Source organism: Aminobacter sp. DSM 101952 (genome assembly GCF_001424795.1).
Taxonomy (GTDB): domain Bacteria; phylum Pseudomonadota; class Alphaproteobacteria; order Rhizobiales; family Rhizobiaceae; genus Aminobacter; species Aminobacter aganoensis.
In genome coordinates, this window is the sequence record NZ_LMCL01000001.1 from 559,665 (window position 1) to 580,102 (window position 20,438).

General features: G+C 65.4%; 18 protein-coding genes. 8 read left to right on the forward strand and 10 right to left on the reverse strand.

Going from position 1 to position 20,438, the window contains the following annotated elements; translation table 11 throughout:
• Positions 1–48 precede the first annotated feature (48 nt).
• Both ASC75_RS02680 and ASC75_RS02685 read right to left on the reverse strand, forming a co-directional pair.
• The gene (locus ASC75_RS02680; RefSeq protein ID WP_055970301.1) at positions 49–237 is read right to left on the reverse strand and encodes a hypothetical protein; all 189 of its coding nucleotides are present in this window, start codon (positions 235–237) and stop codon (positions 49–51) included.
• 125 nt (positions 238–362) lie between these two features.
• Positions 363–2,924, reverse strand: a complete 2,562-nt coding sequence (locus ASC75_RS02685; protein WP_055970302.1) for an AMP-binding protein — start codon at positions 2,922–2,924, stop codon at positions 363–365.
• Positions 2,925–3,137: 213 nt separating this feature from the next.
• Between ASC75_RS02685 and ASC75_RS02690 the strand changes: the two genes are divergently transcribed.
• A complete protein-coding gene (locus tag ASC75_RS02690) occupies positions 3,138–4,484 on the forward strand; it encodes an Nramp family divalent metal transporter (RefSeq protein WP_055970303.1) in 1,347 nt (448 codons plus the stop codon).
• Between the two features lie 27 nt (positions 4,485–4,511).
• On the opposite strand, the gene ASC75_RS02695 is transcribed toward ASC75_RS02690, so the two are convergent.
• Positions 4,512–5,684, reverse strand: coding sequence for an MFS transporter (locus ASC75_RS02695; protein WP_055970305.1), 1,173 nt, complete (start codon positions 5,682–5,684; stop codon positions 4,512–4,514).
• 145 nt (positions 5,685–5,829) lie between these two features.
• On the opposite strand from ASC75_RS02695, the gene ASC75_RS02700 reads away from it, so the two are divergent.
• The 4 genes from ASC75_RS02700 to ASC75_RS02715 all read left to right on the forward strand — a co-directional run bounded on the left by ASC75_RS02700 (position 5,830) and on the right by ASC75_RS02715 (position 11,317).
• Positions 5,830–6,171, forward strand: a complete 342-nt coding sequence (locus tag ASC75_RS02700; protein WP_055970306.1) for a helix-turn-helix transcriptional regulator — start codon at positions 5,830–5,832, stop codon at positions 6,169–6,171.
• Positions 6,172–6,414: 243 nt separating this feature from the next.
• Entirely contained in the window at positions 6,415–9,909 is a 3,495-nt protein-coding gene (gene carB / locus ASC75_RS02705) for a carbamoyl-phosphate synthase large subunit (protein ID WP_055970307.1), read from the forward strand.
• A gap of 391 nt (positions 9,910–10,300) precedes the next feature.
• On the forward strand, positions 10,301–10,675 hold the full coding sequence (locus ASC75_RS02710) for a hypothetical protein (RefSeq protein WP_055970309.1): 375 nt from the start codon (positions 10,301–10,303) through the stop codon (positions 10,673–10,675).
• Positions 10,676–10,951: 276 nt separating this feature from the next.
• Complete coding sequence (locus ASC75_RS02715; protein WP_244487734.1) at positions 10,952–11,317, forward strand: hypothetical protein; 366 nt, start codon at positions 10,952–10,954, stop codon at positions 11,315–11,317.
• Positions 11,318–11,432: 115 nt separating this feature from the next.
• On the opposite strand, the gene ASC75_RS02720 is transcribed toward ASC75_RS02715, so the two are convergent.
• Together ASC75_RS02720 and ASC75_RS02725 are read right to left on the reverse strand one after the other, a co-directional pair.
• A complete protein-coding gene (locus ASC75_RS02720; RefSeq protein WP_055970311.1) occupies positions 11,433–11,852 on the reverse strand; it encodes a VOC family protein in 420 nt (139 codons plus the stop codon).
• Positions 11,853–11,877: 25 nt separating this feature from the next.
• A complete protein-coding gene (locus ASC75_RS02725; protein ID WP_055970312.1) occupies positions 11,878–12,705 on the reverse strand; it encodes an alpha/beta hydrolase in 828 nt (275 codons plus the stop codon).
• A 257-nt stretch (positions 12,706–12,962) separates the two neighbouring features.
• Here ASC75_RS02725 and ASC75_RS02730 point away from each other — a divergent pair, with 257 nt between their 5' ends.
• Positions 12,963–13,544: a TetR/AcrR family transcriptional regulator gene (locus ASC75_RS02730; protein ID WP_055970313.1), complete on the forward strand. Its 582-nt coding sequence runs from the start codon at positions 12,963–12,965 to the stop codon at positions 13,542–13,544.
• An 870-nt stretch (positions 13,545–14,414) separates the two neighbouring features.
• Here ASC75_RS02730 and ASC75_RS02735 read toward each other — a convergent pair.
• From ASC75_RS02735 to ASC75_RS02745, 3 genes are all read right to left on the reverse strand, one after another.
• Positions 14,415–16,061, reverse strand: coding sequence for a heme peroxidase family protein (locus ASC75_RS02735; protein ID WP_156381075.1), 1,647 nt, complete (start codon positions 16,059–16,061; stop codon positions 14,415–14,417).
• Between the two features lie 105 nt (positions 16,062–16,166).
• Positions 16,167–16,646, reverse strand: a complete 480-nt coding sequence (locus ASC75_RS02740) for a GNAT family N-acetyltransferase (protein WP_055970315.1) — start codon at positions 16,644–16,646, stop codon at positions 16,167–16,169.
• Positions 16,647–16,649: 3 nt separating this feature from the next.
• On the reverse strand, positions 16,650–17,693 hold the full coding sequence (locus ASC75_RS02745; RefSeq protein WP_055970316.1) for a lytic transglycosylase domain-containing protein: 1,044 nt from the start codon (positions 17,691–17,693) through the stop codon (positions 16,650–16,652).
• Between the two features lie 173 nt (positions 17,694–17,866).
• On the opposite strand from ASC75_RS02745, the gene ASC75_RS02750 reads away from it, so the two are divergent.
• Entirely contained in the window at positions 17,867–18,454 is a 588-nt protein-coding gene (locus tag ASC75_RS02750; protein ID WP_055970317.1) for a methylated-DNA--[protein]-cysteine S-methyltransferase, read from the forward strand.
• 76 nt (positions 18,455–18,530) lie between these two features.
• On the opposite strand, the gene ASC75_RS02755 is transcribed toward ASC75_RS02750, so the two are convergent.
• Positions 18,531–18,860 (reverse strand): hypothetical protein, encoded by a 330-nt coding sequence (locus tag ASC75_RS02755; RefSeq protein WP_055970318.1) that lies wholly within the window; start codon positions 18,858–18,860, stop codon positions 18,531–18,533.
• 382 nt (positions 18,861–19,242) lie between these two features.
• Between ASC75_RS02755 and ASC75_RS02760 the strand changes: the two genes are divergently transcribed.
• On the forward strand, positions 19,243–19,452 hold the full coding sequence (locus tag ASC75_RS02760) for a cold-shock protein (RefSeq protein WP_055970634.1): 210 nt from the start codon (positions 19,243–19,245) through the stop codon (positions 19,450–19,452).
• A gap of 297 nt (positions 19,453–19,749) precedes the next feature.
• On the opposite strand, the gene ASC75_RS02765 is transcribed toward ASC75_RS02760, so the two are convergent.
• Positions 19,750–20,361 (reverse strand): glutathione S-transferase family protein, encoded by a 612-nt coding sequence (locus ASC75_RS02765; protein ID WP_055970320.1) that lies wholly within the window; start codon positions 20,359–20,361, stop codon positions 19,750–19,752.
• Positions 20,362–20,438 lie beyond the last annotated feature (77 nt).

The window sequence follows — 20,438 nt, forward strand, 5'->3', positions numbered from 1 at the left end:
AGTCACAGGGTTTTTGGTTGTGCCACCCGGGCGCGCAACCGCCGGCGGTCAGCTCTTCTGCTTGGTCCCGGCGCTCTTGCCGTCGGAGCTTTTGGCCCGCTCCTCGAAGCGCTTTTCGCCCTTCTTGAAGTCCTGGCCGGTCTTCGCCTCGACCTTGCGTTCTTGCTTGGCCGCGGCCTTGTGCAGGCCCTTGGCAGCCGCCTTGCCCTTCGCCGTCGGAGCTTGAGTGATCGCCATCTTTCGCTTCCTCCCAGGCGCCGGAATCCAGCCGGCGCTCAGGCTAACGCAGGCGCGCCGCGCTGGTTCCCGCCAGGATCGTCAGGCACGCGGCAGCAGGTTTCATCGAGCCGGCTGGATCGGCCCTATTCCGCCGGCGCCGCCTGTATCGCCAGCGGCGTATCCGCCCGCCGGCTGCGCCGCGCCGAGAGCGAGGCGGCAACCGCCTTCTGCCCATGGAACGCCGCGATCCCCGTCAGCATGCCGACCGCCACGCTCAGCGCGGTCGCCACCGGCCACGACGCAAGAGCCTTGAACTGCGGCGCCAGAAGCTCCGGCACCAGGCGATGGAACAGGTAGATGTGGTAGCCCGCCGCCGCTACCGGCAGCGCCAGCGCAGCAACCTGCTTCGGCACGGCCACCCGCGGCCGGTAGAGCAGCACCGCCACACAGGCCAGTTGCAGCATGAACTTGACCCAGGAGCCGGTCCAGTTGCCGCCCCAATAGGCCATCACGGGAAACGCCATCACGGCCGCCCCCATCACCAGCATGCGCTGCCGCGCCGTCCGCGCATGGAAGATGCACCAGCCAAACGCTGCGAGGTAGAACACGTCCGACACGGTGAAGATCTGCACCGCCCCCACCGCCCAGACCTTGGGCGCGAAAAACTTGATCGCCACCGTCACGACGAGCGCCGCCATGCCCGTGCCGAACGGGTTCTCCGCCACCCGCCGCCGCACTGCCGGCAGCGAAAACAGCCCGGCGACGATCAGCATGACCTGCGCATAGGCCTCCACGAACCAGTAGAGATAAGGCAGCATGTGCTTGGGATCGAAGATGCCGAGATTGCCCAGAAGGAAGACCGACGGCCACAGCACCTCGCCGCGCGCGATCGAATAGGCGGCGACGATCGGCGCATAGATCGCCAGGTTACCCGCCAGCGCCTTGAGCAGCCGCGTCGTCTCCCCGCGCATCAGCGCGGTGCCATGGAAGCGCGCCAGCCCGTAGCCGACCAGCATCACCAGCGCCGCTGCCCCGCCAGGAATGGGCCACAGCGTGGCGTGGTGCAGCACGACGAGCAGGATCGCCATCGCCCGCATCAAGAGTTCGGAATCGACCACGCGCAGCCCGCCGGTCTGGCGTCCGAGCCGTGCCAGCGCCCCCACCGGCATCTTCTCCCAGCCTTCGGGAATGCGGCCCAGCTTGCGTTCCAGAGTCAGCGACAGCTGCACGAACAGCAGGGAATCGCCGCCCAGTGCCTCGAAACTGTCCGTCGGCGTTACCTGCCGGGGATAAAAGGCGCGCCTGAACGCCTCGATGATGCCCGGGTCGGCTTTCGCCGCCTGCCGCGCCCGCTGTGCCACCGCCTGGTGGTCGACCTTGCCGCTGGACAACCGCGGCAGCGCCTCGACCGCCACCGCCTCGACATGCAGCGGCGTCAGGCCGCTGGCCTCGACCATCAGCCTGCACACCGCTTCGGGCGCCTGGCCGGACGAGAACGCCGCCACCAACCGCCGATCGTCGCCCGTCACCGCCGCAACGATGCCATGGCGCGCCAGCGCATGCTCCACCGCCTCGTGGCCGATCCTCAGGCCGGCAATTTTCGACATGCGCTTCAGCCGCCCGACGACACGGAAAAAGCCGTTGTCGCAGCGTTCGGCCAGATCGCCGGTGCGCAGCTCATCCACCTCGGCGCCGCGCGCCAGGTCGGCCCGGCCCTCGGCATAACCCATCATCACGTTCGGCCCGCGATAGACGAGCTCGCCCGCCGCGCCACCGCCGTAGATCTTCGCACCATCGTCGCCGACAAGCGACAGCTCACCCCCCGGAATGGCGATGCCGATGCTGTCGGGGTTCGCCGCAAGCGCCTGCGGCGGCACATAGGCGATGCGGGCTGCCGCCTCGGTCTGGCCGTACATCAGGAACAGTTGCCGCCCCGAGGCATCGAGCTTGCGCCGGAAGCTCTCGGCCAGCTCGACCGGCATCCGCCCGCCCGCCGCCGTCATGAAACGCAGCGACGGCAGCTGCTCGGGGCGAAACCCGGCCTTCTGCATCAGCTCGTAGGAATAGGGCACGCCGCTGATGTTGGTGACTTCGGCCGCGCGCAGGTCGTCGGCGAATCCCTTTTCGGCCACGCCCTTCGCCGAAACGAACACGCTCGCGCCGACCGCCAGGTGCGAGTTCAGCACCGACAGGCCATACGAATAGTGGAACGGCAGGATCAGCGCCGCCCGGTCGTCGGCCTCCAGCCCGAGATAGCAGGCGATGGCCTCGGCATTGCTGTCGATGTTGGTGCGCGACAGCCTGACGAAGCGGCTCCTGCCGGTGCTGCCCGATGTCGCCAGCAGCACGGCGAGGTCACCATGCAGTGCCTCCCCTGCCCGCTCGTGCTCGATCAGGCGCCAGCGCCCGTCGACCAGCCGCACGCTCACATCGGGACGGAAGTCTTCTTCGAAATCGGCAAAGGCCCTCGCCTCTCCGGGCGCGATCAGCGCCACTGCATGCCCGCCTGCGCGGGCCGCGACATAGGCGGTGATGGCGTGCTCGGAATTGGCCGCCTCGATCGCCACCAGCTTGCGGCCGTTGCCGAAACCGGCGGCCATCCCGGCGGCGCGGCGCGCCAGTTCGGCATGGCTGATCACGGGCCGGCCCGGAAAGATCAGGGCCGGGCGTTCGCCATGCGCCGCCAGTTTCTGCAGGAAATCCATTCTTCGCTCGCCCCCGACCGCCCCTTCGCGGTCCCTGAACGCGCGAGCCGATAGCGTTATTCCTGATTTTTTGCATCAACTATTTTTCACATAGCTAATGTTTCCCGTCGCCGGAAGGCGTGTGGCCGCGCGAACACGTCGCACGAGGGCTTGCCAAAACGCCGCCCTTCGCTATTCTTGCAAATGACTTGCAACTGCGATTAGGAACATCGAATGGACTCCTACACCCGGCCGGCCGAAGACACCGAGGGTTGGCGGACGGCGCGAGGCGAAGGATCGCTCTCCGACGTCCATCGTTCGATCGCCATCAGCAAGGACGCCCCGACCTGGCGCAAGGCAGCCGCCTTCGTCGGCCCCGGCTACCTCGTCGCCGTCGGCTACATGGACCCGGGCAACTGGGCGACCTCGATCGCCGGCGGCTCCAAATTCGGCTACACGCTTTTGTTCGTGGCGCTGGTCTCCAACATCATGGCGATCGTGCTGCAGTCGCTTTGCGCCCGCCTCGCCATCGCCTCGGGCCGCGACCTCGCCCAGGCCTGCCGCGACGCCTTCCCGCGTCCCGTCGCCTATGTGCTGTGGTTCCTCGCCGAAGTCGCCATCATCGCCACCGACATCGCCGAGGTCATCGGCACGGCCATCGGCCTCAACCTCATCTTCGGCATTCCGCTCGAGATCGGCGTCATCATCACCGCCCTCGACGTGTTCCTCATCCTCTATCTCCAGAAGCTCGGCTTCCGCTGGGTCGAGACGCTCATCATCACGCTGCTCGGCGTCATCGCCGTCTGCTTCGCCGTCCAGGTGGCGCTGGCAGACCCCGACTGGGGCGCGGTCATAGTTGGCTTTGCGCCCACCACCGAGATCGTCACCAACCCCGAGATGCTCTATCTCGCCTTGGGCATCCTCGGCGCCACCGTCATGCCGCACAATCTCTATTTGCATTCCGGCATCGTGCAGACGCGCGCCTATGGCAACACGCTGGTCGAAAAGCGCCAGGCGCTGAAATTCGCGACCTGGGATTCGACGATCGCGCTGATGTTCGCCTTGCTCATCAACGCCTCGATCCTGATCCTCGCCGCGGCTGCCTTCTATTCCACCGGCCGCACCGAAATCGTCGAGATCGGCGAGGCCCATTCGCTGCTCGCGCCGCTGCTCGGGCTCGCCATCGCCCCCACTTTGTTCGGCATCGCGCTGCTCTGCTGCGGCATCAATTCGACGGTGACGGCGACGCTCGCCGGCCAGATCGTGATGGAAGGCTTCCTCCACATCAAGCTGCCGCCATGGCTGCGCAGGCTCGTCACCCGCGGCATCGCCATCGTACCGGCCGCGGCCGTCACCATGTGGTACGGCGACAGCGGCACGGCGCGTCTGCTGATCCTCACCCAGGTCGTGCTCAGCCTGCAGCTCTCCTTCGCCGTCTTCCCGCTGGTCCTGTTCACCGCCGACCGCAAGAAGATGGGCGCGCTCGTCGCCCCGCGCTGGCTGATCGCGGTCGCCATGCTGATCGCGGTCGTCATCGCCGCCCTCAACGTCAAGCTGCTGGTCGACTTCGTCCTGAACTGATCGGCACGCCAGCCAGTGCTCGGCAAATCAGCGGGCCACCGCCACCGGTGCCGACCGCCGCGACAAGACGAGCACCGCAAGCGCCACCAGCGGGAACGCCGCAGCCACCAGGCCGAGATCGGACGGCCGGGCGAACTCCAGCACGCGCCCGCCGATAACTGTGCCCAAGGCGATGCCGAAATAGAGCGCCGAGGCGTTGAGCGATAGGGTCAGGTGCGCCACCTCGGGCGCGAAACCGACGATGCGGCTCGCCTGCGCCGGCGGGAAGGCCCAGCCGATGATGCCCCACGGCACCATCAGCCCGATCAGCACCGGCCCGGCGATGTGGTGCGGCAGAAGCTTGAGCGTCAGTGCGATCGCCAGGCAGAAGCCCGACGACATCAGCAGCGACAGCACCACCATGCGTGTCGCGCCGATCCGGTCCGCAAGATAGCCGCTCGACAGATTGCCGATGACGGCACCGGCGCCAAAGGCCAGCAGCATGCCCGGCAGGGCGATGGCCGGCAGCCCCGCCCCTTCCAGCGCCAGCGGTGCGATGTAGGAGATCACCGTGAAACCGCCGGCGAGATAAAGCAGCGTCACCAGAAGCGACGGCAGGATGCCGGGCCGGGCTATGGCGGTGAAGCGCTCGCCAAGCGTCAGCTTGATGCCGCGCGATCCCCGCGGCAGCCGCACCCACAGGATCGCCGCACAGGAAATGCTGAGCAGCGCAATCGCCAGGAAGGTGCCGCGCCAGCCCCACATCGTCGCGATCAGCGACCCTGCCGGCGCACCCAGCGCCACCGCGAATGTCGTGCCGCCGACAACGACGGCGATCGCGCGTGCCCGATGCTCGGGCCCTGCCAGCGACACGGCTGTCGCCTGCGCGGTCGCCGCATAGAGCCCGGCCGCCATGCCCATCACGACCTGCGCCACCAGCAACCCGCCGAAGGACGAGCTCATGGCGGCAATGACGTTGCCCGCCACGAACACCAGCATCGTCGCCGCCAGCACGCGGCGGCGGTCGACCTCGCCCGCCAGCGCCGACAGCACTGGCGCGCCGACGGCGTAGGCGAGCGAAAACGCCATGATCAGGTAGCCGGCGAAGGGCACCGAGACATGGGCATCGCCGGCGATCGCCGGCAGCAGGCTGGAGAACACGAAGCCGACGGTGCTCATCGCAAACGAGCCGACCGCCAGCCAGATAAGGCGCTTGTCCATGACGCTGTCCTTAGTTCAAAATTCGTTGAACTATTGAACTTGTCGTAGCGTCATGTCAATCTGCCTCGAACGCGCTCTTGCCATCGTCATGTCAGCAGGCGGCGCCAACCTTGAACCGACCGGACAGCATAGCTAGCTTCGCACCATGTCATTGCCGCATCCCAATCCCGACCAGATCAGCCTCGCAAACGTGCTTGCCGTGCTTGGCGACCAGACGCGGCTCGCCATCGTCGGCTATCTCGCCCGCAACGAGGGCGTGGCGATGAGTTGCGGCCAGTTTCTCGATTTCGGCTCCAAGACCAATCTCAGCTACCACCTCGCCAAGCTGCGCGAGGCCGGCATCACCAAGACCGAGGTTTCCGGCACCAGCCGGCTGATCTCGCTGCGCCGCGGCGACCTCGACAGCCGCTTTCCGGGCCTGCTCGATTCGATCGTCACCGCCGCGCGCGACCTGCCTCTCCTGGAACGGCTCAAGGACGACGGCTGACCCGGGAAACGGGCGCCGGACGCCGGTCGCGACGCCCCGAACCGGCATGGCGCGTCGAGCTTCCCGCTGCTGGCCGCATTCTTGCCTGTCTACAATGGCTTAAATGCTATTTTCGGGGTTCCCCCCTCCCCGTCCTTCCCCTATAAGGCGCGCCTAGCCTGATACTTGAATCTCACTTGCGCACCGGCCCGGGCATCGCCCCGTCCCGGTTCTTCGCGCAGGCCTACTGACGGACCGTACACAATGGCAAAACGCACCGACATCAAGTCCATCCTGATCATCGGCGCCGGTCCCATCGTCATCGGCCAGGCCTGCGAGTTCGACTACTCCGGCACCCAGGCGTGCAAAGCGCTGAAGGAGGAAGGCTACCGCGTCATCCTCGTCAACTCCAACCCGGCCACCATCATGACCGACCCGGAGCTGGCCGACGCCACCTACATCGAACCGATCACGCCCGAAGTCGTCGCCAAGATCATCGCCAAGGAGCGCCCCGACGCGCTGCTGCCCACCATGGGCGGCCAGACCGCGCTCAACACGGCACTGTCGCTTCGCCGCATGGGCGTGCTCGAACGTTACAATGTCGAGATGATCGGCGCCGACGCGCACGCCATCGACAAGGCCGAGGACCGCTCGCTGTTCCGCGAAGCCATGGCCAAGATCGGGCTCGAAACGCCCAAGTCGATGCTGGCCAACGCCTCCGAGGTCAAGGATGCCGACCGCAAGAAGCACGAAGCCGAGCGCGCCGCGCTGAAGGCCGAGAACCCGGCCAATCTCGACGCAGCACTCGACGCGCTCGAAACCCAGTGGAACCTCGGCGAAGGCGACCGCAAGCAGCGCTACATCAATCACGGCATGGCGATCGGCGCCCAGGCGCTCGACCATGTCGGCCTGCCCGCCATCATCCGCCCGTCCTTCACCATGGGCGGCACCGGCGGCGGCATCGCCTTCAACCGCCAGGAATTCTTCGACATCGTACAAAGCGGCCTCGACGCCTCCCCCACCACCGAAGTCCTGATCGAGGAATCGGTGCTCGGCTGGAAGGAATACGAGATGGAGGTCGTGCGCGACCGCGCCGACAACTGCATCATCATCTGCTCGATCGAAAACATCGACCCGATGGGCGTGCACACCGGCGACTCGATCACCGTCGCGCCCGCGCTGACGCTGACCGACAAGGAATACCAGATCATGCGCAACGCCTCGATCGCGGTGCTGCGCGAGATCGGCGTCGAGACGGGCGGCTCCAACGTCCAGTTCGCCGTCAACCCGGCAGATGGGCGCCTCGTCGTCATCGAGATGAACCCGCGCGTCTCGCGCTCCTCGGCACTCGCCTCCAAGGCGACCGGCTTCCCGATCGCCAAGATCGCCGCCAAGCTCGCCGTCGGCTACACGCTCGACGAGCTGGAGAACGACATCACCGGCGGTGCCACGCCCGCTTCCTTCGAGCCGTCGATCGATTACGTCGTCACCAAGATCCCGCGCTTCGCCTTCGAAAAATTCCCCGGCGCCTCGCCGGTGCTCACCACCGCCATGAAGTCGGTCGGCGAGGTCATGGCCATCGGCCGCACCTTCCAGGAATCGCTGCAGAAGGCCTTGCGTGGACTTGAGACCGGCCTCACCGGCCTCGACGAGATCGAGATCCCCGGCATCGGCGCCGACGGCGACAATGGCGACGAACGCAATGCCATCCGCGCCGCCCTCGGCACGCCGACGCCCGACCGGCTGCGCATGGTCGCCCAGGCAATCCGCATGGGCACCTCGCTCGAAGACGTGCACGCCATGTGCAAGATCGACCCGTGGTTCCTCGAGCAGATCGCCGGCATCATCTCGATGGAAGCCCGCGTCCGCGAGCACGGCCTGCCGCAGGATGCCGAAAACCTGCGCATGCTGAAGTCGATGGGCTTCTCCGACGCCCGCCTCGCCTCGCTGACGAAGACCGAGGCAGAAGCCGTTCAGAAGACCCGTCAAAAGCTCGGCGTCCACCCGGTCTACAAGCGCATCGACACCTGCGCCGCCGAGTTCGCCTCGCCGACCGCCTACATGTACTCGTCCTACGAGCTGCCTTTCGCCGGCGCCCTCGCCGACGAGGCCCAGGTCTCGTCCGCCAAGAAGGTCGTCATCCTCGGCGGCGGCCCCAACCGCATCGGCCAGGGCATCGAGTTCGACTATTGCTGCGTCCATGCCGCCTATGCGCTGCGCGAGGCCGGCTACGAGTCGATCATGATCAACTGCAACCCCGAGACCGTGTCGACCGACTACGACACCTCGGACCGGCTCTATTTCGAGCCGCTGACGGCCGAGGACGTGCTCGAAATCCTGCGCGCCGAACAGGCCGCCGGCACGCTCCACGGCGTCATCGTCCAGTTCGGCGGCCAGACCCCGCTCAAGCTGGCGGATGCGCTCGAAAAGGCCGGCATCCCGATCCTCGGCACCTCGCCCGACGCCATCGACCTCGCCGAGGACCGCGACCGCTTCCAGAAGCTTTTGCACAAGCTCGACCTCAAGCAGCCCAAGAACGGCATCGCCTACTCCGTCGAGCAGGCCCGCACCGTCGCCGGCGAGCTCGGCTTCCCGCTGGTCGTGCGCCCGTCCTACGTGCTCGGCGGCCGCGCCATGCAGATCATCCACAATGAAGGCATGCTGCAGTCCTACCTGCTCGACACTGTGCCGGGCCTGGTACCCGAGGACATCAAGCAGAAATACCCCAACGACAAGACCGGCCAGATCAACACCCTGCTCGGCAAGAACCCGCTTTTGTTCGACACCTATCTCTCGGGCGCCATCGAGGTCGACGTCGACTGCCTCTGCGACGGCAAGGCGACCTTCGTCTCGGGCATCATGGAGCACATCGAAGAGGCCGGCATCCACTCGGGCGACAGTGCCTGCTCGCTGCCGGTGCACTCGCTCTCCACCGAGCTCGTCGACGAGCTCGAGCGCCAGACCTCGGCCATGGCGCGTGCGCTCAATGTCGGCGGCCTGATGAACGTACAATACGCCATCAAGGACGGCGTCATCTACGTACTGGAAGTCAATCCGCGCGCCAGCCGCACCGTGCCCTTCGTGGCAAAGACCGTCGGCAAGCCGATCGCCAAGATCGCCGCCCGCATCATGTCGGGCGAGAGCCTCGACGAGGCCTTCGCCCATTACGGCGCCAAGCCCGACGCGCGCAATCCCGGCCACATCGCCGTCAAGGAAGCGGTGTTCCCCTTCGCCCGCTTCCCCGGCGTCGACATCCTGCTCGGGCCGGAGATGAAGTCGACCGGCGAGGTCATGGGCCTCGACCGCGACTACGCGCTCGCCTTCGCCAAGGCCCAGCTCGGCGCCGGCGTCGACCTGCCGCGCTCGGGCACGCTGTTCGTCTCGGTCCGCGACGAGGACAAGGCCGGCATCCTCGGTGCCGTCCAGCGCCTGTCGGGCCTAGGCTTCAAGGTGCTGGCAACGTCGGGCACCGCGCGCTTCCTGGTCGAGAACGGCGTGCCGGCCGAAAAGATCAACAAGGTGCTCGAAGGCCGCCCCCACATCGAGGACGCCATCCGCAACCGCCAGATCCAGATCGTCTTCAACACCACCGACGGCCAGAAGGCGGTGTCGGACTCCAAGTCGATCCGCCGCGCCACGCTGATGCAGAAGGTGCCCTACTACACCACCCTCTCAGGTGCCGCCGCCGTCGCCGAAGCCATCGCTGCCCTCAAGGCCGGCTCGCTCGAAGTCCGCCCGCTGCAGGACTACTTCAAGTAAAAGCGTCGCCACAGCTCTCTTCTCCCCGTTTACGGGGAGAAGATGCCGGCAGGCAGATGAGGGGCAGCGCAAGCGCTGCCGCCGTCGCCGAGTAAAGCGCGACGCCCAAGCTGCTGATCTCCCCCTTGCGGGGGAGATGGCCGGCACGCCAGAGGGGGGTGCGAAGAAGCGCGACACCTCAGGCAAACCGCCACTTCTGCCCGGCTCGCCCCCCGCATTGCGTGCGACGACACCCCCCAACGCCTCATGGCGTGGCCTGACGCGAGCTACGTAACAAGCATCTATTGTCCTGCCGGCTTGCTTCGATCCCCTGCGCTATTTCTTCACCTCCACCTTCCCACACGCATGGATTGCAGATAACTCTTCTCTATCGGGTGGGGAGTATTTGAAAATGAAGCTGAACACTATGCGGCTGGCACTGGCATCGGTGCTGGCGGGACTGCTGGTTGTGGCCGTGCCGGACGCGGCGATGGCCAGGGACAAGGGCTCGCTGGCCGGCAAGGAAGGCGACAAGCGCTATCCGCTGCAATTCGGAAACACCACGGGCCCGTGCCAGAAGGTCTACAAGGACTATATCGCGGCGCCCGGGCATTCTGCCTACGCACAGACCCACAGGGGCAGCACCGAAGCCTTCTTCTGCGGCCCCGCCTACAACGCGCCGACACAGAAGGCAGCCGAAGAGCGCGCCCTCGCCAACTGCAATTCGGTCGGCAAGAAATACAAGGTCAAGACGACAGGCAAGTGCGCCATCTACGCCTCGAAGTGAGGCCACGGGTGGGCCATCGCGATCATCTCCTTCTCCCCTTGTGGGAGAAGGTGCCCCGAAGGGGCGGATGAGGGGTGCTGGAAGAAACGAGAGGTCGCAGGAGGCAATCCGGATTGCGAGAAATCTCGAAACGCCCCCGCTCCGTCCAGCACCCCTCATCCGACCTCGCTTCACTCGGCTACCTTCTCCCACAAGGGGAGAAGATATTGCCGCCTCGCGCCCCTCCCCATCCCGCGTCCATCCGGCTACCCTGCCCTGCCAGCCAGGATTCGCCGCATGCCCATCGCCTACGACCCGTTCGACGAAATCCGCCGCGAGGCGTCGGGCTTTAGCCTGGTCCCGCCGCAGGTGGTCGCCGACAACGCCGCCAGGGGCCTTGCGCTGCGAAAGAAATTCGGCCGCGGCGGCACCGAGATCGGCGTCGGCCGCGCCGAGGAGCTCGTCGCCCGCACCGAACTTTCACCCCACACCATCAAGCGCATGGTCAGCTACTTCGCCCGCCACGAAATCGACAAGCGCGGCAAGAATTTTGGCAACGAACAGAACCCTTCAGCCGGCCACATCGCCTGGCTGTTGTGGGGCGGGGATGAAGGGCGGGCGTGGGTGCTGGAGATGAAAGGGCGGATAAAGCCAAACGGCTAGACCGGCACTCCTCGTCCGAAAAGAAGAGTTGCCTCCGCCCGAAGAGCATCGCGCCGGCCGGCATTACCGGTCCCGACTACATGGTCGTCTGGAAACTTCGCTCGCTGGCAGCAGGCTACCCTTGCATCTCGGCCGGTGCTCCCGCCATGTCGACCGCCAGCGCTTCGAACACGTGACCGTCGGGGTCCTCGAAGACCCGGTTGTACAGCCAGCCCATGTCCTGCCGCTCGCGAACGTCAGCCTTGCCGCCGGCTGCTGCCGCCGCCTCAACCATGGAGTCGACCTGCTCTCGGCTGCTGCGGGACAAGGCAAGCAGCACCTCGCTCGTCACATGGGCGTCGGCAATCTCCTTCGGTGTGAAGGTTGAGAAATAGTCATGCGCCAGCAACTGAAACGTGATGGTGTCAGACCAGACCATGCTCGACGACTGGTGGTCGCTGAACTGCTCGTTCTTCTCGCATCCGATCGCTTGGTAAAAGCGGGTCGCGACGGCCAGGTCCTTCACCGGCAGGTTTATATAGATCGTCTTCGACATTGTGGTCCTCCACTGAGAATTTGCTTCATTGAGCTTGCGGTTCGAACCAGCCCTTTGGCGTTTCGCCATTGAGGAACGGCTCGATCAGGGCGCGCAGCAACTCGACCTGGCCCATGATGGCGGTGTGTGAGGTCGCAGGCAGTATGGCGAGGCGTGCTTCCGGCAGGGGCTTGCCCTGGTCACCCATCACGCCGCCACCAAGTAACCGGAACATCGCCAGGGTATGTGCATGGTCGACGATGTCGGCATCACCCTGAATGATGAGGATTGGCGTCTTCAGCTTTGCCACATCGGTTTCCCAGGCCATAGGCTCGTGTTCGAGCGCGATCAGTTTGTCCACGAGGGCGGGGAAGCCTTTCGGGTCGGCCGCCAGCTCGCGATAAGCATCTTCCATCGGCGTGCCGACAAACAGTTCGGGGACGATTTGCGGGACAAAAGCCCGGTAATCGGGGTGCCAGCCCTTGAAATCGTAGGCGATGGACGTCAAGGCGGCCCTGTCGACCTTGTCGGGGTGCCGGATTGCCAGTTGAAGTCCGACAGCAGCGCCCATCGAATAGCCGAAGATGTCCGCCTTATCGACGCCGACGGCATCCATGAAGGCAGCGATATCGTCGGCGAGGTTGGGATAGGTTATGGGCCGGCCGATATCGGGCGTACGGCCATGTCCCTGCATTTCGACGGCGATGACCCTGCGCGATCGAGCGAGGGCGGGTATGATTTCGCCCATCGTAGGAATGTTCATATAGGCGCCGTGCAGGACTACGAGGGGATCACCCTCGCCAGAGGTCTCGTAGTACATCTGCATGCCGTTGACCTCGATGCGGGCGCCGACAGGTTCAGACTGTGCGACCATGGGGCCGATTGCAAGCAGGACCCCGGCAATGAGTTGCAGCGCGGACCATTGTCTCCTCCTCCTCGTTTCAACGCTCCGCGAGACCAGCCTGGATGAACCAAAAGTCCGACGCTGATCTCGCGTCAATAAATCGTGCCCAGACACCTCGCTCCTTGGCACGACAGAAACGGACACGCCCCGTTTCGCAATGATGTAGACCGATCTACATATTCTGTAGACCAGTTTTCATATGTCGTCAATTGTGGTATGGAACCCTTATGGCAAGCTTGACGAAAGACCGGATGCTGCAAGCCGCCACGAGGCTCCTGCAGTCGCGTGGCTACTTTGGTACAGGCCTGAACGACGTCCTCGCAGAAAGTGGCGCTCCACGAGGTTCGCTCTATTTCCACTTTCCTGGCGGCAAGGGGCAGCTTGCCTTGGAAGCAACCCGAGCCGCGGTCGATGAAGTCACACTGGCGACGGCCAAGACCATCGCCGAGGCCGAAACCCCGGGCACCGCGCTCAGAGCCATCTCCGAACGCATCGCAGACCTCATGAGAATCACGAACTATGAGCGGAGCTGTCCGATCTCGCCGCTGATACATGATGGGGTAAACGATCTGCCGGCTCTTCTTGATCTGTGCCGCGAGGCTTTCGACACTTGGATGGGCCTTATGGAGGAGATGCTGCTGAAGTCAGGCTTGACGTCGGACCGCGCCAAGACGCTTTCATTGCTCGCCCAAACAGTCTTTCAGGGCGGCTCGATCGTCTCGAGGACCCACCATGACGATCGAATGCTTCTTGATGCGATCGACGAGGTCGCTCGGCTTATCGACAAAGAAGTCGCCGACGTTTCGTGACAGGTAGATGTGTAATTGGGTGACCTGCGGGACACCTATTCCGTCCAAGGCCTTGGCGGCGCGCGGGTGCCAGCACTCGAGTCATCGTTCATGCGCCGCTCGTCGGGCAAGGCGCCGGCCAGCAACGCCTGGCAAGATCACATCGGTCAGATTAGGGGACCGAAGTATCTACCGGACCGCGCAACCCGTTACGCGAGTTGTCGCACGTAAAGCAGAGCCGTTCAGTTCACATTCGAGCCGGCACAGTCAGTTCGGGCCAGTTGCCTCTCGCGCTTCACAAACGCAAAAAGCCTCTCTGTCACCATCTGTCAGCAATCTTACCCCCAAATCCCGTCCCGCTTTTCCACCCCCCTCAAACCCTCCCGCATAATCTCGCCAGTTCCTCCCGCGGGAACGCCGGTCGCGACGGCGGCATGCGGGGAGGAGCCGGCGCCTCCGCTCGTGGGCTAACGTGGTTCGCGGTCCGGGGAGGTTCCGTCCAAGGGTTCCCCTTCGGGCACTACGGCCCGGGTGCGCTGGACGATGGGCGAAAATGCCTAGGCCCCGGAAGCGGAACGGGCGGGAACAGAAATCGCCGGCGGGCGCGGACGTCGCGCCATTACTAAACTATCGGCAGGCTCGGCCCCGCGCCCCGCTTCCCGAACTTCCTCCCTGATCAGGGAGTGTTCTTTGACAATGGCCAGGCGCGAAAGCGAGCGTGGCGGTGAACAGACTTGGCTTGCTGGCGGCGAAGACCCCCCGCGCGGGGAAACAGCGCCAATGCCGTCATCCCGGCAAAAGCCTCCGCCCCATGCGTCCCGACAACATCCGGCGCGCCGCGCAGGCTTCGCAGGCAAGGCGGCGAGGCGGCAACAGCGGCCCGCGCTGCCCTCAATCGCCCACCGGGTTCAGGCTCTTGTCCAGCTGGCCGGGGCTCTCCCACGACGCCACGAAGCTCAGCAAGTCGGCCATGAAGAACGTGCCGGGCACCGCCGCCGGCAGATGCGGCTTCCACGCGGGATCGGAGAGATAGGAGCCCGCGTCGCCCTGGACGAGGCCGACGAACACCTCGGCGACGATGCGCGCGCCCACCGGGCCGAGCCGCTTGCCCTCGCCGCGCAGTTCGGCCTCCTTGAGGATGTAGTACCAGAGCGGCGTGCGGGCGTCGAAGCCGAGCGACTTCGCCACCGCTCCGTCCGGCCCGGTTGCGATCTCGGCCGGCGAGATCGCGTCGAAATTGATCTTCTGGCGCATCAGCGCGGCCACCGCCTGGCCCGAGGGCAGCCCGATCTGCACCCCGCGCCTGAGGTTGCGGAAGGCCAGGCTGGCGGCGGCGGAACCTGCGGCCGCGCCCGGCAGCCGGTGCAGCTCGCCGGCCAGCAGCGGATCGAGCCGGCGCGACTGGTTGAACTCGGCCTTGATCGCATCGGGCGCCGGCAGCTCGAAATAGCGCCGCCAGTCGATCACCCAGTTGCTCGGGAACGTGCCCTGCCCCGGCGTGCCGCTTTCGAGCCCGCCCGACAGGTTGGTGAAGCGGAAGAAGAAGTTGAAGGTGCCTTCGGCGAGATGCGGTTGGGGCGTGCGGAAGATGCGGTTGTGGTTGTAGCGCGGCCGCACCATCGAATGGCCGAGCCGGTAGACGGCGCCGGAAAATTCCCACGGCATGAACGGCCTGGTCTTGAAGCGGTAGAATTTGCGCCCCTCGTGCAGGATCCGGGCGACGATGCCCGTCTCGGTCAGCCGCTCGACCCAGTCGTGCAGCACCATCCACTGGTAGTGCCAGCGCACCGTCCGCGCCGCCTCGGCAAACAGCCTGTCGTCGGGCACAGTGCCCTTGAGGTGGTCGACCACGGCGTTGTGGAACTTCAGGAAGGCGAGATGGATCTGCGCGACGATCAGGTTCTCGTCGTTGCGGTGGTCGCCGATCAGCGCCACGCCCTGGGCGTTGCGCGGCAGGTCGTTGGGCAGTTGCGGCACCTGCTGGCCGGGCCGGTCTGGGCCCTCGACCGATACCTCGGCGGCGCCGAGCAGGAGCTTCGGCGTGTCGACCATGGCGCCATCGGCATTCGGCGCACGCGCAAACAGGAAGCGGTGCGGCCCGGGCCCCGCGCCATAGACGCAGTCGAGGTCGAGCCCCGGCGTGCGGAAATTGCGCGTCATCCCGGGGTCGGCCATCGCCTCGCTCAGCGGCGTCAGGTCGAGCGTGATGTCGTGGTCGACGAACTGGCCGAGATAGGTGAAGCCGGCGGGGATGTCGGGATTGTCGAGCGCCGTCTGGCGCGGGTCGCCGGCCGGAAGGTCGGGCTCCACCATCGCCCTGGCGAGTGCGAGCAGGTCGTCGTCGGTGGCCGTCAGCGCCTGGCCGCGCAGCTCGCCGAACATGAAGTCGAAGAACGCCTCGCCCTGCGCGCCGCCGACGGCCAGCGGCGAGGCTGCGGCCGGCGCCGCCTGCGCTGCGGCAATCACCGCGTTTTCGGCCAGCACCTGCCTGCTGACGAAACCATGCCCAATGCGCTGCCTGAGATTCGGCCCGGCCATGAAAGTGCCTCCCCTGACTGGCGTGAAGGGAGCAGCGTAATGCCGATCGCGAATTCTCGCAATCTACGATGGCATACATCAATTGATGTATACTTTAGATTGCATTCAGTCCCAGTCGACCTCGACCATGCCGAGCCGGAGATACAGCCTATAGGCGGCGGCGTTGCCGAAGCGGTTGGTCTTGAGGTCGACATAGCTCGCGCCACGCGCGGAAAAGGCTACAAACACCTGCCGCATCAGCGCCTCGGCAATGCCCTTGCCGCGAAAGTCGAGATGCACGGCAAGATCCTTGACGAAGCCTCCGGCCCAGCATTGCGCGGCACCCGCCAGCCGCCCGCCGGTTTCATGCACGAGGAAGCACAGGCCGGGATCGAACTCGGCGTCGTCGGCAAGCCTCGGCCACCAGACGTCGAACGGGCCGTTCAGGCCGTCGTCGAAGGCAAGTTCGAGCAGATCGTGCAGCGGCCGGGCATCGGACGCCTGGAACGTCCGCATGACGAAGCCATCGGGCCATTGCGGGGTATCGAGGTCGCCGCCCAGCACCTTGCGCAGGCGAACGTCGTTGTCGCCTTGCGGCCGGGGCACGCGTCAGCCGCGGTGGCGCACGCGGTCGCGGCCCAGGCCCGTCTCGTCGAGCAGGCCTTTGCGCTTGGCGTGGTAGTAGTAGCCGCTCTGGTAGAGCTTGTCGGCCATGTCCTCGTTGCCGTCGGACACCATGAAGGCGCCGCGCAGGTATTTGACGGCGAACTTCAGGTTGGTCTCGGCATCGAGCAGGCCGTTGGCCGGGCCGTCATAGCCCATGCCGCGCGCCGTCGCGTGCTTGATCTGCATCAACCCCCAGTGGCCCCTGTTGTAGGCCAGCGGGTTGAAGGTGCTCTCGCGATTGACGACGCGCCGCACCAGGCGCTCCGGCACCTCGTAGAGGGCGGCATATTTGGCGATCAGCTCGTCGACCTTGCCGCGCGAAGCCAGCGCAGGGCTGTCGGGAGCGGCATAGGACGATGCGGCGAAGCTTTCGGGCGCAACATTGCCGAGCGACGCCACCTGATAGCTTTTCGGCACCGGCGCCTTGGCCGGCAGGGCATAGTCGGCAAGCGTCGGCGCGGGCGGAAACTCGCCGGAAAGCTTGGCATCGCTGGCAGCGACGACGATGTCGCCGCCGGCCATCGGCGCGCTCATCGGATCGACCGGCGCCTTGGCGACGGCAGGCGCGACGACGGGCGCCGGTGCAGTCGCGGCAGGCGCCTTGGCTGCTTCGGATGTGGCTGCGACGGTGGTGGCGGCTTCGCCGCCGGGTGCCGGAGCTGGCGCCGCAGCGGCGACAGCGATGTCGGCTGCATCGGGCGCAGCAGCGGCCATCTCGAGCGCGGCGGTCGCCGGCGATGTTTCGGCCGCGGCAAAGGATGTGGGCACCACAGTCACGGTTTCAGGCAGCGCGATATCGGCGTCGGCCGACTGCACGAGGCCCGCATCGGAACCGGCAGTTGGCGCAAGGCTCGCATCGGCGCTCAGGGCCACGTCCGCGCCAGTCGAAAGGTCGGTGCTGAGCGCCGCCGTGTTTGTCTGGCAGCCCGACAGCAGAGCCGTCGCCAATGCCGCCGAGATCAGCAGATGGGTCTTTATCGCCGGCAAATGCACACTCTGGTTAATGATTTCGTCCCGTCCGACCCTCCTTACATGAAGGCCCCCGCCCGGGCAATCCACAGGCGAATGCGGTTTTCGGGTGGCATAGGGCCGCAGATCGTGCGAAAATGTTCCTGATTTGTACCGATTTGGCGGCAAATGCCTCCACGGAAGGGAGTGACATGGACAGCACCATTTCCTTGCCCCTGCCCGGCCACGCAGTGTTCGAAACGTCGCTCGGCTTCATGGCGCTCGCCTGGAGCGATGCTGGCCTGACCCGCGTCTGCCTGCCCGAAAAAACCCACGCGGCAGCCGAGCGGCGCTTGTTGCGGCTCGCCGGCACGGACGCCGCAAATGCCAACGCCGACCGGATTGCCCCGGCATGGATCGCGGCCCTCGTCGCCGACGTCAGGCGCTATGCCGACGGCGCCGACATCGACTTCTCCGGCGTCCCGGTCGATCTCGCCGGTGTCGACACGTTCCGCCGCGACATCTACGCCGCGGCAAGAAACCTGCGCCACGGCGAAACCACCACCTATGGCGGATTGGCCGAGAAGGCCGGGCATAAGGGCCTGTTCCGCGAAACCGGTGCGGCACTCGGCAGCAATCCGATCCCCCTGGTCATCCCCTGCCACCGCATCCTGGCGGCCGGCGGCAAAATCGGCGGCTTCTCGGCGACCGGCGGCTCGGTGATGAAAGAACGAATGCTGGTGCTGGAAGGCGTGCGCGTCGGCCCGCCGCCGGCAGCGCAAGCGTCGTTCGGCTTCTAGGAACGCCGGAGCGCGGACCTCTCATGATGTCGGCAAGCGACCCGTTCGCAATATCCGGAACAGCCGACGCCAAGCCTCAATTGTGCGGGAACAGCCGGCGCTTGAAGAAGAAGCGGTCGCGCTCGATCTGCTTGCAGTTGTAGACCGGGCAGGACCTGGCATCGGCGGTCGGCACATAGGCGCGCCGCGCCTCCTGGCCCGACGGGCAGAAGCGGTCGTTCCTGACATAGCGGTCATAGCGCGGCACGCCCGAGGTCGGCGATGCCCAGCGCAGGATCGCCACACCTTCGCCGCGAACCGCGCCCTGCACCTGGGCGCAACTCATGCTGGTCGAAATGTAGCGCGAGACGGCCTGGGCCTCGGCAGCGACCAGGGTCAGGCAAACGGCAAGCAGAATGGCTTTCATGACGGATCTCCGAAGACTTCGGCAGCGACACTCATGCATGAGCCCGACGACGGGATCGGGTTCCGGATCATGCGACGATACAAGAAACTGCGGCGCGGCTTGCGCTTCCTCCAATCCCACGACGCGGTAACGCCAAGCAATATAACACTTTTCGCCCGCCTTGGTTGCATGACTATTGAGGCCGGTTTCAAGCATGCCGCTTCAGGAAGGGCTTGCGTCGAGCGACAATTGCCCGTATATCGCTCACGTTGATATTTCGGCCGACAGATCCGTGCCCCGCGACACTCTCGCGTTTGCAGACGTCTATCTCCAAAATTTCGATATCACGGGTCGGGCACATAGCTTGATCAAGACCAAACTGCAGACGACAAGGATTATCGCAATGGCAACTGGCACCGTTAAGTGGTTCAACGCAACCAAGGGCTTCGGCTTCATTCAGCCCGACGCAGGTGGCGCGGACGTATTCGTCCACATCTCCGCTGTCGAGCGTTCGGGCATGGGCTCGCTGGCCGATGGCCAGAAGATCAGCTTCGAGATCGAGCAGGACCGTCGTACGGGCCGCTCGTCTGCCGGAGCTCTCAAGGCAGTCTGATTTAAGGCGCGCGGGAGCGAAAGCTCCGATTGCGTAGCAAGTCACGGATGTACTGGCGGCCGCGCCACAAGCGCGCCGGAACCAAGACCTGAAGGACGATGCGGCAGATTGCCGTGAGCCCCGGGCCAAAGGAACCAGGATCAGCTGCTGACAGCGGAAGGCGGGGTTACACCCCGCCTTTTTGTTTTTCGCAAACAGGCTTCAAGTCGCGGAAGCCCTTCCGCAACACCTGAGCGCAACACAAGAAAAAGGCCCGAAGATCGGATCTTCGGGCCTTTTTCGTTCCGGATCTGGCGGTCAGGGCAGCCAGGTGAGCGGCACATGCCCCTCGTCCCCCGCCACGCGGGCAAGCCAGGCCTTCACCGCGGGGAAAGCATCCAGGTCATAGCCGCCGACGGTCGCATCATGGCTGTAGGCATAGAGCGCTATATCGGCGACGCTGATCGCAGCGCCTGCCAGGAATGGCGTCTTTTCAAGCTGCACCTGCATCACGCCGAGCGCCTTGTTGCCGCCGTCGAGCAACGCCTGCATCCGTTCCGGCGTCGCCTGGGCGGCACGCTCGGGATAGAGAAACATCGTCCGCCGAACGGCAACGTAGGGTTCGTGGCTGTATTGTTCGAAGAACAGCCATTGATTGACCAGCGCCCGTTCGTAGGCGTCGGTCGGCAGCAGCCGGGTCCCTTCGGCCATATGCAGCAGGATCGCATTGGACTCGGCCAGGAAGCGTCCGTCCTCGAGCTCGAGCAACGGCACCTTGCCGTTGGCGTTCTTGGCGAGGTAGGCGGCCGAGCGTGTCGAGCCGTCGCGCGAGCTGGTTTCAACATGCCTGAAAGGCCGGCCGAGCTTGGCCATCAGCAGGCGCGGCTTATAGCTGTTGCCGCTGTCGCTCATTCCATAGATCGTGATCATCGCGCTCGCCCCTTTGTTCGATCGCGATTATCACCGCACAGAAACGTCAAACCAGCGATTTGTTCTGCACCGAAACA